Source organism: Streptomyces sp. NPDC002265, assembly GCF_040296125.1.
GTDB lineage: Bacteria > Actinomycetota > Actinomycetes > Streptomycetales > Streptomycetaceae > Streptomyces.
Genome location: NZ_JBEOWS010000243.1, coordinates 1 through 15,022 on the forward strand (window position 1 = coordinate 1; position 15,022 = coordinate 15,022).

At 71.1% G+C, this 15,022-nt stretch carries 12 protein-coding genes; 3 read left to right on the forward strand and 9 right to left on the reverse strand.

Features of this window, described 5'->3' with window-relative positions; genetic code table 11:
- The 5 genes from ABT085_RS32225 to ABT085_RS32245 all read right to left on the reverse strand — a co-directional run.
- On the reverse strand, positions 1 to 2,226 hold a 2,226-nt coding region (locus ABT085_RS32225), incomplete at its 3' end, for a hypothetical protein (RefSeq protein ID WP_351615903.1).
- A 12-nt stretch (positions 2,227 to 2,238) separates the two neighbouring features.
- Positions 2,239 to 2,382: a DUF6760 family protein gene (locus tag ABT085_RS32230; RefSeq protein ID WP_167455655.1), complete on the reverse strand. Its 144-nt coding sequence runs from the start codon at positions 2,380 to 2,382 to the stop codon at positions 2,239 to 2,241.
- Entirely contained in the window at positions 2,379 to 2,864 is a 486-nt protein-coding gene (locus ABT085_RS32235) for a hypothetical protein (RefSeq protein ID WP_351615907.1), read from the reverse strand. The genes ABT085_RS32230 and ABT085_RS32235 overlap by 4 nt, the downstream gene beginning before the upstream one ends.
- Positions 2,864 to 3,307 (reverse strand): phage tail protein, encoded by a 444-nt coding sequence (locus tag ABT085_RS32240; RefSeq protein ID WP_152895158.1) that lies wholly within the window; start codon positions 3,305 to 3,307, stop codon positions 2,864 to 2,866. Before ABT085_RS32240 ends, ABT085_RS32235 begins: the two co-directional genes overlap by 1 nt.
- Positions 3,308 to 3,413: 106 nt before the next feature.
- A complete protein-coding gene (locus ABT085_RS32245; protein WP_351615910.1) occupies positions 3,414 to 4,979 on the reverse strand; it encodes a phage tail sheath family protein in 1,566 nt (521 codons plus the stop codon).
- Positions 4,980 to 5,159: 180 nt separating this feature from the next.
- Between ABT085_RS32245 and ABT085_RS32250 the strand changes: the two genes are divergently transcribed.
- On the forward strand, positions 5,160 to 8,912 hold the full coding sequence (locus tag ABT085_RS32250) for a phage tail family protein (RefSeq protein WP_351615913.1): 3,753 nt from the start codon (positions 5,160 to 5,162) through the stop codon (positions 8,910 to 8,912).
- Between the two features lie 13 nt (positions 8,913 to 8,925).
- Positions 8,926 to 9,525 carry a hypothetical protein gene (locus ABT085_RS32255; RefSeq protein WP_351615915.1) on the forward strand — a complete coding sequence of 200 codons (600 nt, stop codon included), beginning with the start codon at positions 8,926 to 8,928 and terminating at the stop codon, positions 9,523 to 9,525.
- Positions 9,526 to 9,683: 158 nt separating this feature from the next.
- Here the strand turns inward: ABT085_RS32255 and ABT085_RS32260 are convergent, their stop codons facing one another.
- The gene (locus tag ABT085_RS32260; protein ID WP_351615918.1) at positions 9,684 to 10,082 is read right to left on the reverse strand and encodes a VOC family protein; all 399 of its coding nucleotides are present in this window, start codon (positions 10,080 to 10,082) and stop codon (positions 9,684 to 9,686) included.
- Between the two features lie 92 nt (positions 10,083 to 10,174).
- On the opposite strand from ABT085_RS32260, the gene ABT085_RS32265 reads away from it, so the two are divergent.
- A complete protein-coding gene (locus ABT085_RS32265; protein ID WP_351615921.1) occupies positions 10,175 to 11,164 on the forward strand; it encodes a helix-turn-helix transcriptional regulator in 990 nt (329 codons plus the stop codon).
- A 78-nt stretch (positions 11,165 to 11,242) separates the two neighbouring features.
- Here the strand turns inward: ABT085_RS32265 and ABT085_RS32270 are convergent, their stop codons facing one another.
- Genes ABT085_RS32270 through ABT085_RS32280 form a run of 3 tightly spaced genes read right to left on the reverse strand, consistent with a single transcriptional unit; the run spans position 11,243 to position 14,891 of the window.
- Positions 11,243 to 12,016: a TIGR03084 family metal-binding protein gene (locus ABT085_RS32270; RefSeq protein ID WP_351615924.1), complete on the reverse strand. Its 774-nt coding sequence runs from the start codon at positions 12,014 to 12,016 to the stop codon at positions 11,243 to 11,245.
- A gap of 60 nt (positions 12,017 to 12,076) precedes the next feature.
- Positions 12,077 to 12,808 carry a hypothetical protein gene (locus ABT085_RS32275; RefSeq protein WP_351615927.1) on the reverse strand — a complete coding sequence of 244 codons (732 nt, stop codon included), beginning with the start codon at positions 12,806 to 12,808 and terminating at the stop codon, positions 12,077 to 12,079.
- 22 nt (positions 12,809 to 12,830) lie between these two features.
- Positions 12,831 to 14,891, reverse strand: a complete 2,061-nt coding sequence (locus ABT085_RS32280) for an ATP-binding protein (RefSeq protein ID WP_502982854.1) — start codon at positions 14,889 to 14,891, stop codon at positions 12,831 to 12,833.
- Positions 14,892 to 15,022: the final 131 nt, after the last annotated feature.

Consider the following 15,022-nt stretch of genomic DNA (forward strand, 5'->3'; position numbering starts at 1 on the left):
GCCGTCGGTGCTCATGGCTCGCTGGACGACGGCACCCGGGTGGCCGGAGGCGGCGCCGGGGTACCCGCTGCCGCGGGTCGCGGTGGGCCCGCCTCCAAGGCCTCCGGAGCCACCGTGGCCGCCGTAGCTGCCGTGGTCACCGTCGCCGCCGGACCAGCCGACGCCTTCGGCCGCGGTGTCGGCGGACCGAGCGCTGCCTGCGGAACCACCTGTTCCCGGGGCGGAACGCGAGCCTCCGACCGGCTCCCAGCGGACCGGTACCACGGCCGGAGGAGCGGCCGCGACCGGTGCCTCGGCGGACGGTGCCGGTACCGAGTACAGAGGCAGCGACCGCTGCGCCACCAGCGGGAACACGGGACCGGCGCCCCGGCCCGCCGACCCGGAACCGGCGCCCGCCCCGGACAGCCCGCCGGGCAGCGTGGCCTCGTCCACGGCGTCCAGCCGCCGCATCGGCATGGGTGTCGCGGCCGTCACCATCTCTCCCGGGCCGGGCGCCTCGGGCACCACCGTGTCGCTCACCGCGAGCGGTGAGGCGTCACCGAGCAGCGGTGCCCGGTCGGCCTGCACGGGCTGGGGCGTCGCACCGGTCGGCGGGGATGCCTGGGGCGGGCCGCCGGGAACGTCGAGGCGCTGCACCGCGACCGGCCCCGGCGGCGTGGCGCCGTCCGACGCGGCGGGGGAACCGGGAACGGCGTCCGCTCCCGGGCCCGATGCGGCGCGGGGGCCCGGTGCGGGACCGGGAGCCGGACCGGCCTGCATGGCTTCGGTGCCGACACCGGTCGCGGGCTCGGGCGAGAAGCTCGTGCCGAGGTCCACCGGGTCCGTGGTCAGCGGTGGTGTGTCGCCGAGCAGCGGCGCGGTGTCCTCGCCGCCGGGCGACGGCATTGCGGGCCCGGCCGGGCCCGCCGTCAGGTCCGGCGCCGCCGGAGCGTCCGGGACGTGCAGGTCCTCGGAAGCCGTCGGGGTCTGCGGTACCTGGGGCTCCGCCACGGTCCGGGAGACGTACGGCATGGAAGGGACCGAAGGGGACACGGGGGATTCGACCAGGGGCACCGCGGGGCCAGGAAGCGGCAGGGCGGTGGGCGGCAGCGCGGAGAGCGGCTCGCCCAGACCCCGATGACGCGGACGCGGAGGGGTCGTGACATCACGCTGCACCATCGGCTGTACGGCAGGGCCGGTGCCGTCCACGCCGCCGACAAGGGGCGCGGTGGGCACGGCCGCGTCCGGTCCTCCCCGGCCTGCCGCCGTGCCGGGGCTCGGCGCGGCGAGCGGGAGCGGGGCCGTATCCCGTACCGCCGTGGACCCGGCAATACCCGGCGCCTCGGTCCGCTGGACGGCAGCCTCCTGCCGGTCCTGCCCCGCAGACGTGCCGGGCGCGGCGAGCAGGTCGGCGACCGGCTCGGCCGGCGCGTCCGGGGCCAGCGGGCCGGGGTGCTCGTCCGCCATGGCCGGAAGGGCCGCGGTGAGTTCCCGTGCCGGTACGTCCGGTGGCTCCGCGACGACCAGGGGGCGGGCGGGTGCGGGAGCCGCCGGGGCGGACGGCACACGCATGACCATCAGTGGGGCCGGCGGTGCCGAGTCCGACCCGGGGCCGCTCGACGCGACGGTGATCCGCTGAAGCGGCACCACGGGAAGCGGCGCCGGTCCGGGAGAGGTCAGGGCATGGTCCGGGTGACGCGCGGTGTCCCCGGCCGGGGTCACCGACCGCAGGACGACCGGGCCGGCCGTGCCGGACGGGTCACCCGGCCGGTCCGCGGAACCTCCGGCATCGCCCTGCCGGTCACCGGCCCCGTGGGCGACGGCCGGGGCCGCGCCCGGCTCGCCCGCCCACGCCGAGGCCGGGTCCTGCACGCCCCTCGGTATGTCGAAGACCTGCGCCCGGGGCGGTGTGCCGGTCCGCTGCACCGGCACGGTGGGCTGCGCCAGCCCGTGGCCGACGCCGGCCGGCGCCTGTGCGCTGACCAGATGGCCGAGCGGTCCGGTGACCGTCGGGTCCTGCCAGGCGCCCAGCCGACGGCCGAACCCGCCGGGGTCGCTGACCAGCCCCATGGGCGCGCTCAGCGCCCGCTGCACCGGGGGCGTCGACCGCCAGCCTGCCGGGCCCTGCGGGTCCGTCGCCGCCGGGGCGGGGGATGCCGTCCCGGCGTCGGCGTCCGCTCGCGTTCCGGGCTGCATGGCACCCCGCGAGCCGTCACCGCTCCTCGTCAGCCAGGACAGCAGTCCCATCTCGGTGTCCTCTCACCGCCCGTTGAGACGGGCGATCTGCTCGACGTACCGCTGCCGTTCGGGGTGTTCCAGATCGAGCAGTTCGTCGAGCGGCCAGTGGAAGTGGTAGGCCAGGTACGCGATCTCCTCGTAGAGGCGCTCGACCGCGTACGTCACGATTCCCCCAGGCGGCCCCCGGCGAGGTCCACGGCGAAGTGTTCCTGGCAGGAGGGGCAGGTGACCGCGGCGCGGGTGTGGCCCTCCGCGTTGATCCGGCGGTAGAAGTCCTGGAGGAAGGCGAGGTCCGAGGCGAACAGGTCTTCCACGATGCCCGCGTGGACGTCCTCGACGGTGCCCAGCCGGGTGATCACCCGGGCGATCAGCACCACCGACAGATACGCGGAGTTCTCCCGCACCCGGTCGTCCCGCAGCGGGATGAGCTCGTCCCGCGCGGTGGCCAGCCGCATCACGCCGTGCCGGTGCACGGTGCCGGAGTCGTCCACGTATCCCCGGGGCAGTTCGAAGGCGAACTCGGTGCGGAGCGTGTCGCGCCCCGCACCGCTCGCGCTCTCACCCGGTGCCTGGGTGTGGTCCTGCCCCGGTGCGTCCGGGAACTGCTGTACCGCCTGCCGCGTCTGGGCGGGCATCGTCCTGCGCATCACTCAACTTCCATGCTCTCGTACGTGATCGAGAGCTTCTCGGTGAGGACGGAGGTGTCGCCCGCCTTGAGGGTGCCGATCTCCAGCGACTTCGGCCATGCGTTGACCAGCTGGTACCGCTTGATCGCGCTGCCCTCGTAGTCGTAGACGATGATGGCGCCGTTCTTGCGGGCGTCGGTCATCTTCCCGAACCGGGACGACTTGATCCATGTCTCGAAGCTGTTGTCCTCGGTCAGACCGCGGGTGACGGTGACCTCGCCGGCCTTGGGCCGGCCCGGCAGCTTCTTGATGGCGTACTTTCCGTCGGCGGTGTTCTGCTTGAGCTCGATGACGTCCTGTTCCATCTTCAGACCGCTGACCTCGGTGATCTGCTTGATCACCACACCGTCGAACTCCAGCCCGAAGGAGTGGCCGACAGAACTGTCAAGATCGGGGAGTGCCATCCCAGCCTCCTAGGCTCATCGTGTGGGGAGCGGCGGTTCTCCACCGCCCCGGGACCGATCGGCGGACGGCCCACTGCCGTGGGACCGTGACCCGCCTGTCGCCCTGTTACTCGTCGACCGATCCCGTGCCGCCCGACAGCTGTGCCAGCCGGAACACCACGAACTCAGCGGGCTTGACCGGAGCGACCCCGACCTCGCAGATGACCTGGCCGGAATCGATGCTCTCGGCGGGGTTGGTCTCCCGGTCGCACTTGACGTAGAAGGCCTCGTCCGGGGTCAGTCCGAACAGCGCGCCCTTGCGCCACTCGTTGACCAGGAACGCCGAGATGGTCCGCCGGATGCGTGCCCACAGGGCGTCGTCGTTCGGTTCGAAGACGACCCACTGCGTGCCCGTCAGGATCGACTCCTCAAGGTAGTTGAAGAGCCGACGTACGTTCAGGTAGCGCCAGGCGGCGTCGGAGGAGAGGGTGCGGGCGCCCCACACCCGGATGCCGCGGCCCGGGAAAGCGCGGACGCAGTTGACACCGATCGGGTTCAGCAGGTCGTGCTCGCCCTTGGTGATCTGGGTCTGGAGGCCGACGGCGCCCCGCATGACCTCGTTCGCCGGCGCCTTGTGCACACCGCGCGAGGCGTCGTTGCGCGCCCACACACCGGCGATGTGACCGCTCGGCGGGACGAAGCTGTTGCGGCCGACCGACGGGTCGAAGACCTTGATCCACGGGTAGTAGAGCGTCGCGAACTTCGAGTCGAACCCGGCCGTGTCCATCCGCCAGTTCTTGATCTGCTGCGGCGACAGTCCGGGGGGAGCGTCGAGGATCGCGACCCGGTCGCCCATCAGCTCGCAGTGGGCGATCAGGGCCTGCTGCACCGAGATGACGGTCTCGGCGTCCAGGATGCCGCGCTGGTGAGCGCTCATCAGGTCGGGCACGGACACCATCGTGATCTCGTCGATGGCCTCCAGCCCGCCGAACCCGGTCCGCTGGTCCGCGTCACCGATGTAGTCGTCGGCCGACAGCGCCACCGTGCCGGACCCGGCCGGGGCGGGGGCCGCGGCTGCGGACGCGAGGACGACCGTGCCGGTGTCGGGCTTGGCCGACGCGGCGGCGCGGCTGACCTCCTCCAGGGAGATGAGCTGCGACTTCTCCTTGACCTTGGTGACGACGTTGTCCTTGCCACGGCGGGTGGACACCGAGGGGTAGGTCTCCTTCTCCTCCCCGTCCACCTTGACCACCAGCTTGAACGCCTCGTTGGGCGGTGCCTCGCCCTCGGCCCCGCCGACCTCGACCGTGATCTCACCGGTGACGCCCGGCAGTGCCCGGACCCGGAATCCGCCGAGCAGCGCCTCGGCCGCGGACCCTGCCGTCCCTGCGGCGGTCCCGCCCGGCAGCTGCCCCGCGGCACCGCTACCGGCGTCCCCGATCCGGACGACGTAGCAGTTCCCGCCCCCGTTGGCGAAGTAGCCGTACACGGCGGACGCCAGGTAGGAACCCTCGACGAAGTCGCCGAAGACCCCTACGTACTGGCTCCAGTTGGTGACGAGCGTCGGCTCGTTCAGGGGCCCTTGCGGGGCGAAGCCGAGAAACGCGGCGACCGAGGTGCCCACTCCCTCGATCGGTCGTGCCCCGGCCTCCACTTCTTCGACGTAGACGCCCGGGGACAGATACGACGGCATACCCACTCCTCCTTGACCAGCGGCCGAAGCTGATTCTGACTCCGGTCTCGATCACCCGGAACGCGTCGTCGGGCCGCGTCACGGTGCACAGCCCGCTGCCCGATGAGGCAGACCGCACTTCCCCCGGCCGTACCCGCCGTCCTCGTGTACGAGTGGCCACGAACCCCGACGCTTTCGGCCATGAAGGCGGTGCCGGACAAAAAGACCAGCGTGAGGACCGGCGCGCCGCCGGCCCGTCCGGCGGCCCCTGCCCAGGCCCAGACCGCTCGGCCCACGGTCGAGGGAGCCGGCTCACCCATCACGGCGGACGGGCCGGAGACCGCCCCTCCCGCGAACCTCGCCCCGCAGCAGTTGCGCCTGCTGCAGGCACGGGCGGGGAACGCGGCCGTGGCCAGACTGGTCGCACAGCGCCAGACCGCTGCTCCGCCGTCCACGGCCGCCCCTGCCCCGTCCTCCACGGAGGCCCCCGCCCCGTCGTCCTCCGCGGAGGCCCCCGCTCCGCCGGTCAAGCCGCCGCCGTCCGCGTCACCCGCCTTCCAGGACGTGAAGTCCGAGGTGCGGGCGAAGAAGACCGCGGCCTCCCGGCACGCTCCCGCGGCATCGGAGTCGAAGGCCGCGCAGGACGCCGCCGTCGCCCCGCCGGACGACAAGCAGGCCCAGGGCAAGGCCGCGCAGGCCGAGAAGATGAACGCCGCCAAGCCCGGCACGTTCGACAAGGCCGCCTTCATCGCCGCCGTCGGCCAGGCCATCGCCGCCCAGGCCCCGAAGAACCTCGACGAGGCCGACCACTTCTCCGGGTCCGGCAAGGCGGCAGCCGTGAAGGACCAGGTCAGCGGCCAGGTCAGCCAGGGCAGGGACGCCTCCGCCAAGGAGATCGACACCACCACCAAAGCGGCCCCGGACCTGTCCAAGGCCAAGGACAAGCCCGTTACCCCGCTCACTCCGGACGCTCCTCCGCCCGTCCCCGGCGCCCCGAACCCGGCGGGCGCGGTGCCGGCCAGGCAGCCGGACGCGGTCACCGACTTCTCCGGCGGCCCTCGGCAGGTCAACGAGCAGATGGCCGACGCCGAGGTCACCGAGGATCAGCTCGCCAGGAGCAACGAGCCCCAGTTCACCGATGCCCTGGCGGCGAAGAAGGAGGGCGAGCAGCACTCCGCGGCGGCGCCGGGGCAGGCCCGTGGCGCCGAGGCGAAGCAACTGGCCGCCGCCAAGCAGGGCGCGGCGGCGGCCGGCGCCCAGGCCATGACCGGTCTGGCCGCCGCCCGGTCCGCCACCGGCAAGCAGGTCGACGGCGGCAAGAGCTCGACCAAGTCCGCCGACGAACGCAGACGCGCCGAGGTCACCGCCCGCCTGCAGAAGGTCTTCGACGGCACCAGGACGGATGTGGAGAGGACGCTCTCCGGTCTGGACAAGCTCGTCGACGAGCGCTTCACGGCCGGCGAGAAGGCGGCGCGGGACGCCTTCACGGCGGACCAGAAGCGCCGGATGGACGCCTACAAGGACAAGCGGTACTCGGGCTGGTCCGGCAAGCTCAAGTGGGTCAAGGACAAGTTCGCGGGACTGCCGGCGGAGGCCAACGCGCTCTTCCAGGAGTCCCGCAAGCTCTACGTCGCTCAGATGCAGCAGGTCATCTCCTCCGTCGCCGACCTCATCGGCACCGAACTGGGCAAGGCGAAGGACCGCATCGCGCGCGGCCGGGCCGAGCTCAGGGCCGAGGTCGACAAACTCCCCGCCGACCTGAAGAAGTTCGGCAGTCAGGCCGCCAAGGACTTCACGGAGAAGTTCGACGGACTGGAAGCCGACGTCAACGCGAAGTCGGACCAGCTGGTCCAGGACCTCGCCCAGAAGTACACCCAGGCGCTGAACGCGGTCGACGACGAGATCAAGAAGCTCCAGGAGGAGAACAAGGGTCTGATCGCCAAGGCCAAGGACGCCGTGGTCGGGGTCATCCAGACCATCATCGAGCTGAAGAACATGCTGCTCGGCGTCCTGGCGAAGGCCGCCTCCGCGGTCATGAAGATCATCAAGGATCCGATCGGGTTCCTCGGCAACCTGGTCACCGCGGTCGGCGCCGGTCTGCGGCAGTTCGTCGGCAACATCGCCGAGCACTTGAAGAAGGGCCTGGTCTCCTGGCTGCTGGGCGCCGCCGCCGGCGCCGGGCTCAGCCTGCCCGCCAAGTTCGACCTCAAGGGCATCATTCAGCTCCTCGCCGGTCTGCTGGGGCTGACCTGGAGCAACATCCGCGCCCGGATCACCCGCAAGGGCGTCCCCGACCAGGCGGTCAGCGCGGCCGAACAGTCCGTCCCCGTCGCACAGGCGCTCCAGCGCGAGGGTCCGGCCGGTGCCGTCGAGCACATCAAGGAGTCCGTCGGCGACCTCAAGTCGACGATCCTCCAGAAGCTCACCTCCTATCTGATCCCCACCGTCATCGTCGCCGGCATCACCTGGATCACCTCCCTGCTCACCCCGGCCTCCGCCTTCGTCCGCGCGGTCAAGGGCATCATCGACCTCGTCACGTTCGTGGTGACCCAGGGCGGCCAGATCATCCAGTTCGTCAACTCGATCCTGGACGCGGTCGTGGCCATCGCCAACGGCGGCGGAGGCGGCGTCCCCGCCCTGATCGAGGGCGCCCTCGCCGCCTCGATCCCCGTCCTCATCGGCTTCCTGGCCGCCCTGCTGGGCATCGGCAACCTCGCCGGCAAGGTACGCCAGGTCTTCACCGCGGTCGCCAAGCCGGTCAACAAGGCCATCGACAAGATCGTCGACTTCATCGCGAAGGCGGCGAAGAAGTTGTGGGCCAAGTTCAAGGGCAAGTTCGGCAAGGGCAAGGGCAAGGGCAAGGGGACCGAAAAGCCGGTCGAAAACAAGGATGTCGACGTTCCCAGGCGTCTGGTCGAACCGGGCCAACTCACCATCGGCCAGGTCAGTCCCGAACTCGCCAAGGAAATCCAGGAAACGCGCGACGGGCAGGCCGTGCACGAGACCGGCGGCGACCCGAAACAGGTCACCAAGACCTTGCTGGCCCAACACGGTGACGCCGCATACGACAAAGCCAGCGGCACCCTCACTCTGCCCGGACTTTCCGGTGGCAATGCCGGCTCCCTCTCGGCACTCGGCTCGCAGCTGGCCGCCCAGACGGGCGTCTCGAAGGTGACACTGGAAAAGCAGGGTGAGAAGGCCGAACTCTGGGGACACATCAACCCCCGGGTGCGACTGGCCAAGATCGACGGTCTGCCGACGGATCAGGCGATCCTGCGCATCGCGGTGACACAGGTCGGCATCGTGCAGTTCCTCAAGAACATGGCCTCCGGTACGCCCATGACGGTCACTCAAGGAACGGTGACCGGTACGATCGGCATGACTCAGCTCGAGACTGCGTGGACGAACCAGACGAACGTCGACTACCTGAAGAACAAGTTCCGCGGAGCGATGAAGGGTCACCATGAGTGGCTCCCGAGCGACTACATTCTCGAGGTGACCCAACGCGCGGCCAGAGATCTCGTCGCCGGACCGAAGTGGATAGATCTCCAGCATGAACTCCGCACCGAGACATTCCGGGTCGTGTACAACCCCGCCCTGGCGACACCTTTGATCGTCGAGGACAAACTTCCGGGAGACGCCGCGAAACGCCCCTACAGCGTCCCGCACGGACACGTCGGGGCGGTCTACTACCCGAAGCGATCGGGCCAGGAGAAGACCGAGGGATCAGCCACGTTCCACAATGAACTGCGCACCGCTTTCACGAGTGCGACCACCCCCAAGGCGGCGGCGCAGGCAGCGCAAGCGGTCGCGACCAGGTGGGTATGGAACGGATCGGCCATGTCACCGGACATCCACCCTCACTGCGTGGACAAGAACGGCACCCGCGTGACGGCCGCCGGCCAGCTCGCCAACGTGGCCAATATCGAAGCACTCTTCCGTAGGTTCATCTGACACGTAGGAAGACATGAACGCATTCGACTACGAGGGACACCTCACCCGGGGCGACGCGGACACCGCCCGCTCCTGGATCGAGGCCTCCGATCTGCCCGAGGACCAGAAGACCGACCTGCTGCAGTTCGTCGCGAACTTCCCCTCGCACACATTCATCAGGGAGGACGACGCCGTTTTCGACCACTACGCCGAAACGGACGGGGTGACACTTCCTGGATGGCTGCGTCAAGTGCGATCGACGCTCGCGTTCGTGGATCCACCGATGCTGCTGCAGGTCGACGACTTCCAGTGGTACGACTCGCCGCGGTCCGAAGACGTCGAAGACCTCTGGTACGACCTGCGGTTCGGATACCACGGCGAGGAACAGCGGGCGCTCCTCTCCGACGACGCCCATGTCTATCGGATCGGAGGGTCGTGGGACACCCCGGGGACCTATCTGGGGGTTGATCTCCTGAATCCGGAGGACCAACGCATCTTCGACTTCTACGGCGGCGATCTGCGCGACAGCAAGCTGGCCGGACGGCCGGTGCGAGGTTCCCTCTACCCCGTTTTCAGCTCCTACGCCAAGTTCCTGTCGCATGTCACCGAGATGCGCCCCCTGCCCCTCGACTGAGGGCTGCCGTCGACGGAATGGCGACGAGCTGGAGGCAGTTCTGGAGCGGGGCCCGGAAGAAGTCCACAAGCTGTTCGCTCGGTGATTGGATTCGGCAGCCACGCTCACGCGGGAGCCCTGGGGTCTCAGGGCTCCCGCAGGAGCGGCTGTGCGCGGCGTCAGCGGGCGAACTTCTCGACGGCCGCCGGGGTGACGGGGGTGAAGAAGTTCACGAGGTTGCCGTCGGGGTCGCGGAACAGCAGCGACCGGTTGCCCCAGGGCATCGTGGTGGGCTCGTTGACGAAGTCGGTGACGAAACCGGTCAGGTTCCGGTGGACGCGGTCCACGTCGTCGACGAGGAACTCGGTGATCACGCTGTGGTTGTCCGCCGGGCGGGCAGAGCCCGGGGCGAACAGCGGGACGGTGCGGGTGCCGGCGATCGCGAGGGTGGCGCCCGCGGTCCTGAGTTCGGCGAAGTCCTCGGTGGCCCACGTCGCCCGCACCTCTGTGGCTCGCTCGTAGAACTCGACGAGGCGTGCGACGTCGCTGGTGATGATGCGGATCGAGACGAAGTCCATGGTGCTCTCCTGGGTTGCCGGAATCGCTGTACGTCGCAGGCTAGGAGGAATAGTGGACAGAATCGGTCCTCTATTCGCATTAGGCTGTGCACATGTCTCGACCCACCGGCCGCGTGCTGACCCTCCTGGAGTTGCTGCAGTCGGGCGGCACTCGGACGGTGGCCGAACTCGCCGACCGGCTCGGCGTCGAAGGGCGCACCGTACGGCGCTATGTGGACCAGCTGATCGATCTGGACGTGCCCGTGGAATCGGTGCGCGGCCGCTACGGCGGATACCGGCTCGCCCCCGGGTACCGCTTGCCCCCGCTCATGCTCAGCGACGACGAAGCGCTGGCCGTACTGCTCGGCCTGGTCGCCGGCCGCCGAGCAGGGTTGACGACGACGCAACGTACGGCCGGCGAGACGGCATCCGCGAAGATCCGGCGGGTACTGCCCAAGCGCATCGCCCGTCGGCTCGACACACTCCTGGAAACTCTCGCCTTCACGGATCAGCCCGATGAGTTCGACACCCCGGACGCCGAGGCCCTGCTCACCATCGCCGATGCGGTGCGCCACCGCCGACCGGTCTCGATCCGCTACACCGACCGCGACGGAAGGCGCAGCGAACGCACGCTGCACGCGTACGGGATCGTCGCCCATGCGGGCCGGTGGTACGTCACGGGCGAGGACGCCCAGATCGGCGCGGACCGAACCTTCCGGCTCGATCGCATCGCAGACGCGCGGACCCTGCCCGGCTCGTTCGAAGCGCCCGTGGGTCCCGATCCGGCAGATCGCCTGTTGTCGGCCTTCGCCACGGCCGAGTACCGGCACGAGGTGACCTTGCGGATCCACGGGACGGTCGAGCAGATCCGCGCCCGCCTTCCCGCCGGCGTCGCGAACCTGGAGGAGTGCGCGCCCGTGGCGGGCGAGGACCGGGCGACCGAGCGCTGGCTGCGCGTCGAACTGCGGGCGGAGCGGCTCGATTGGCTGCCTCCGGTACTCGCCTCACTCGACCGGCCGTTCGTCATCGAGCGCCCCGACGAACTGCGCGACCTCGTCATCGCCCTCGCCGATCGCCTCGCGTCCTACGCCCGCGAAGCCTGACCGCGAGAAAGCAATGTCATGAGACGGCACAACCAGGAGCGCAGCCCACCCCGCCATGACCGAGCACCCGCCCCGCTGTCAGAGGAAGACCCGCGCCAGCTCCAGCCACTTCCGGGCCTCCTCACCGGTCGCCGTCAAGGCGGTCTCGGACCAGGGGCGACGGCGGGTGACGCACAGGCAGAAGTCCATGGCGTCGCCCTGTATCCGCTGTGCGGCGGTCTCGGGGCCCCACACCCAGGTCCGGCCGTCAGGCGCTGTCAGCTCGACGCGGAAGGGCTCCGCCGGCTCGGGCAGTCCTACGGCGGCGAAGGACAGCGCCCGGCCCAGCACCCCCAGTGACGCCACGTGCTGCAGTCGATCCGTCGGGCGGTGCACCACGCCCACGGCGTCGAAGACGTCCTGCCCGTGTGCCCAGGTCTCCATCAGACGGAGGGGCACCATCAGGGCCGGGGTCACTTGCGACATGTACCAGGGGAAGGCGTGGTCCCACGGCGTGGCGCGCAATACCGCCGCCAGTTCCGTCCGACCGGCCCGCCACTCCTCCAGAAGCACCGGCCGCGGTTTGGCCGCTCCCTCGGCGGCGGCCTTGTCCGCGTACCCGCCGCCTTCGGCTTCGGCCCGCGCGAGCTCGGCCCCGAACGCTTCCGGAGTGCGTAACGCGCTGAGTACGTTCGCGTCCGACCACGCGAGGTGGGCTATCTGGTGGGCGACCGTCCAGCCCGCTGCCGGTGTCGGTAGGGACCAATCGTCAACTGCCCTGACCCGGGCGTCGAGTTCATCGCCTTCGGCCACCAGGGCGGACAGGACATCTGCGTCGTCCGCGTCGGAGACGGCGAGGTTGTAGTTCAGCATGGCGCCATGGTGTCACTCCCGGGAAAAGGTCCGCCGTGATCCGGCCGGGCCCGGGCGCGCCTACGTCGCCCACCACACCGCCTTGTTCGTGTCGTAGTTGCGGCTGGCGCTGTTGGCGGCTCGGGTGCCGCCGTTGCAGGGCTGGGCGCACAGGACGCGCAGGTTGGTGATGTCGTTGGCGAGGCGCTTGGCCTCGGCGCGGGTGATCGCCCTGACGTCGCGGCCGTCGACCTGCCAGGTGATCTCGCGAGCGTTGTCCTGGACGTAGGCGATGATCTCCCTGATGTGGTCGATGGTGACAGTGCGGTTGCCGTCCGCCGGCGTGGCGTCCCTGAGCTGGGGGATGTGCGTGCCGCACATCGCGCACTCGTACTCGGTCCGCCCGTTGGCGGCCTGGGGATTCGCCGCGGCCAGCACCGCGGTCGTCGTCGCCTCGGTGAATCCGATGTCGTCCCGGGTGCCGCTCCAGAGGTGCTCGTCCCTGGGGCCCCGGCTCGGGAGCTCCGGCGCCCGGGGCACGTCGGGGTCGAAGCCCTGCTGGACCTGTTGCCGCTTGGACACCGGTCGGTTGCCGTACTGCGAGTCGGAGACCGCCTTGCGCTTCTCGCGCGGCCGCCGGCCGACCATCCGCTGGGCGGTCACCAGCTGCACCACCGCCGCGTTGCCGGCCGTCTGCTGCAGGTCGGACAGGGCGGCGAGCGGCGAGGCGTGCGGTTCGCCCGCGCGCACAGTGCCCGTACGGCGCATCCGCTCCGGGGCCTGCTCCGCCAGCCGTTCGTCGTGAGCGCGCACAGCGAGTCCTCCTGGGATCGGGTCACGAGACGAGCAGGTCGACGTACGGTCCGAACTCGCTGGCCAGCGTCAGTCGGCCCAGTTTCTGGTACTCGCGCTGGACGGCATGGATCAACTGTCGCATGGTCAGCGAGGATCCGGCCTCGGCGGTGAGGTAGGCGGCGGTGACGGCGATGGAACGGATGTTGCCGCCGGCCAGCTCGAAGGAGTCGGCGCAGAAGGCGAGATCGAGCTCGTCGGTGCCGGGCAGAAGAGGGGCCAGACAGCGGTGCCAGAGCGCCAGGCGCTGGACGGGGTCGGGGACGGGGAAGTCGATGACGAGGTCCAGGCGCCGGGTGAAGGCGTCGTCGAGATTGGCGCGCAGGTTGGTGGCGAGCACGGCCAGGCCGTCGAAGGACTCCATGCGCTGCAGCAGGTAGGCGCTCTCGACGTTGGCGTAGCGGTCGTGGGCGTCCTTGACCTCGGAGCGCTTGCCGAAGATCGCGTCGGCCTCGTCGAAGAGGAGGACGCCGTTGACCCCGGCCGCCTCGGAGAAGATGCGCTCGAGGTTCTTCTCCGTCTCGCCGACGTACTTGTCGATGACGGTCGACAGGTCGACGGTGTAGAGGTCCAGGCCGAGATCGGCGGCGATGACCTCGGCGGACATGGTCTTGCCGGTGCCGGAGTCGCCCGCGAACAGCGCGACGACGCCCCGGCCGCGGGCACCGCCGGGGCGCATCCCCCATTCGCCGAGGACACGGTCGCGGTGGCGGGCGCGGGCGGTGAGTTCCTTGAGCTGGGTGAGGGTGTCGGGGGGCAGGACGAGGTCGTTCCAGCCGACGGCGGGTTCGATGCGGCGGGCCAGCAGGTCGAGTCCGGCGGAGTTCTGGGCCCTGGCACCGCGGCGGATGTGCTCGGGGCGCAGCCCGGCACCGTCCAGGACCGTGTTCTGGGCGGCGCTGCGGGCTGCCCGGGTGATCTGTTCGGGGGTGAGCAGGAAGGGGGCCAGAAGGTCCGGGACGTCGATGCCGTCGGGCACGGCGAGCCCGTACGCGGCCTGCCACAGCGCGGCTCGCGCGGTGGGCTCGACGCGCGGGGCGTGCAGCAGCAGCGGGGGCCGGGTGGACCAGGCAGCGTCCCACGGGGTGCGGCCGACGAGGACGACGGGGACGGGGACGTCCGTCAACTGCCGCAGCAGCGAGCCCCGTTCGCGGTCCCGGTCCAGGGCGTCGACCGGGGCGCAGACCAGCCCGGCGCCGGTCAGCCGGGCCTCGCGTACGGCGGTGCGCACGGCGTCCGCCGGGGCCGGGTCGCGGGCCAGGCGGGCCAGGTCCAGGGCGAGGGCGGGGCGCCCGGCCCCGGCGAGAGCGGTCGCGGCGAGGGCGGGGCCCGCGCCGCCCTGCTCCTCGCGCAGGTAGGCCAGGTGGATCTCGGCCGTCAGGGCCCGGGCCAGCGGGGCGGCGTCGCCCGCGCCGGGCACGGGCCGGGCCGGGGCCAGCAGGTCGGCGACCCGTGGGTCGGGGGTGTCGTCACCGAGCAGATGTGCGGTGACCCGGTCCGGCACCCGCAGGGCGCGTCCGAGGAACGGGCGGTCCGGGTCCTCGACGAGCAGCAGATCGCCGGAGCGCAGGGGCGCGCCGGCGCCGAGGCGGGCGCGCGCGGAGGCGTCCGCCGGGGACAGTCCGCACAGCTCCAGCGCCAGGCCGATGGAGGGGCGGCGCCGGGTGACGTCGTCGTTGAGATAGCCGTAGAAGGACTCGAACCGGGCGTCCAGATCGGGCAGGAGGGCGATGAGCAGGATCTCGACGTCGAGGTCGGTCAGGCCCAGTCCGGTCGTGAGCCGGCGCAGGCTGGTGGGCGGGTCGGCGGTGTCGGCCCGGGTCTCGGCCTCGGCGTGCCGCACTGCGTCCGTACGGTCGGGGGCGGCGGGCAGGTGGGGCGTGCGCAGCAGGCGGTCGACGGCCTCGTCGGTGAGGTAGAGGCCCCGGAAGGCGTCGTCGGGGTTGGGGTCGGTCTGTCTGCGGGCGGCGACGGCGCGGCGTACCCGTTCCTCGACGAGGACCACTCGGTCCAGCAGGTGGCGAAGGCTGGGGTTCTCGGCGATGGGAGGCTCCTCGCTCCGCTCGGTGGGTGCGGGTGGGGTGGCGTGAGCCGGGCGTGGCCGGCCGCGCGGGTCCGCGCGCCCCTCACCTGGTGTGCTGTGCGCTGTCGATGACCCTCAGCGCCGCGGCGGCC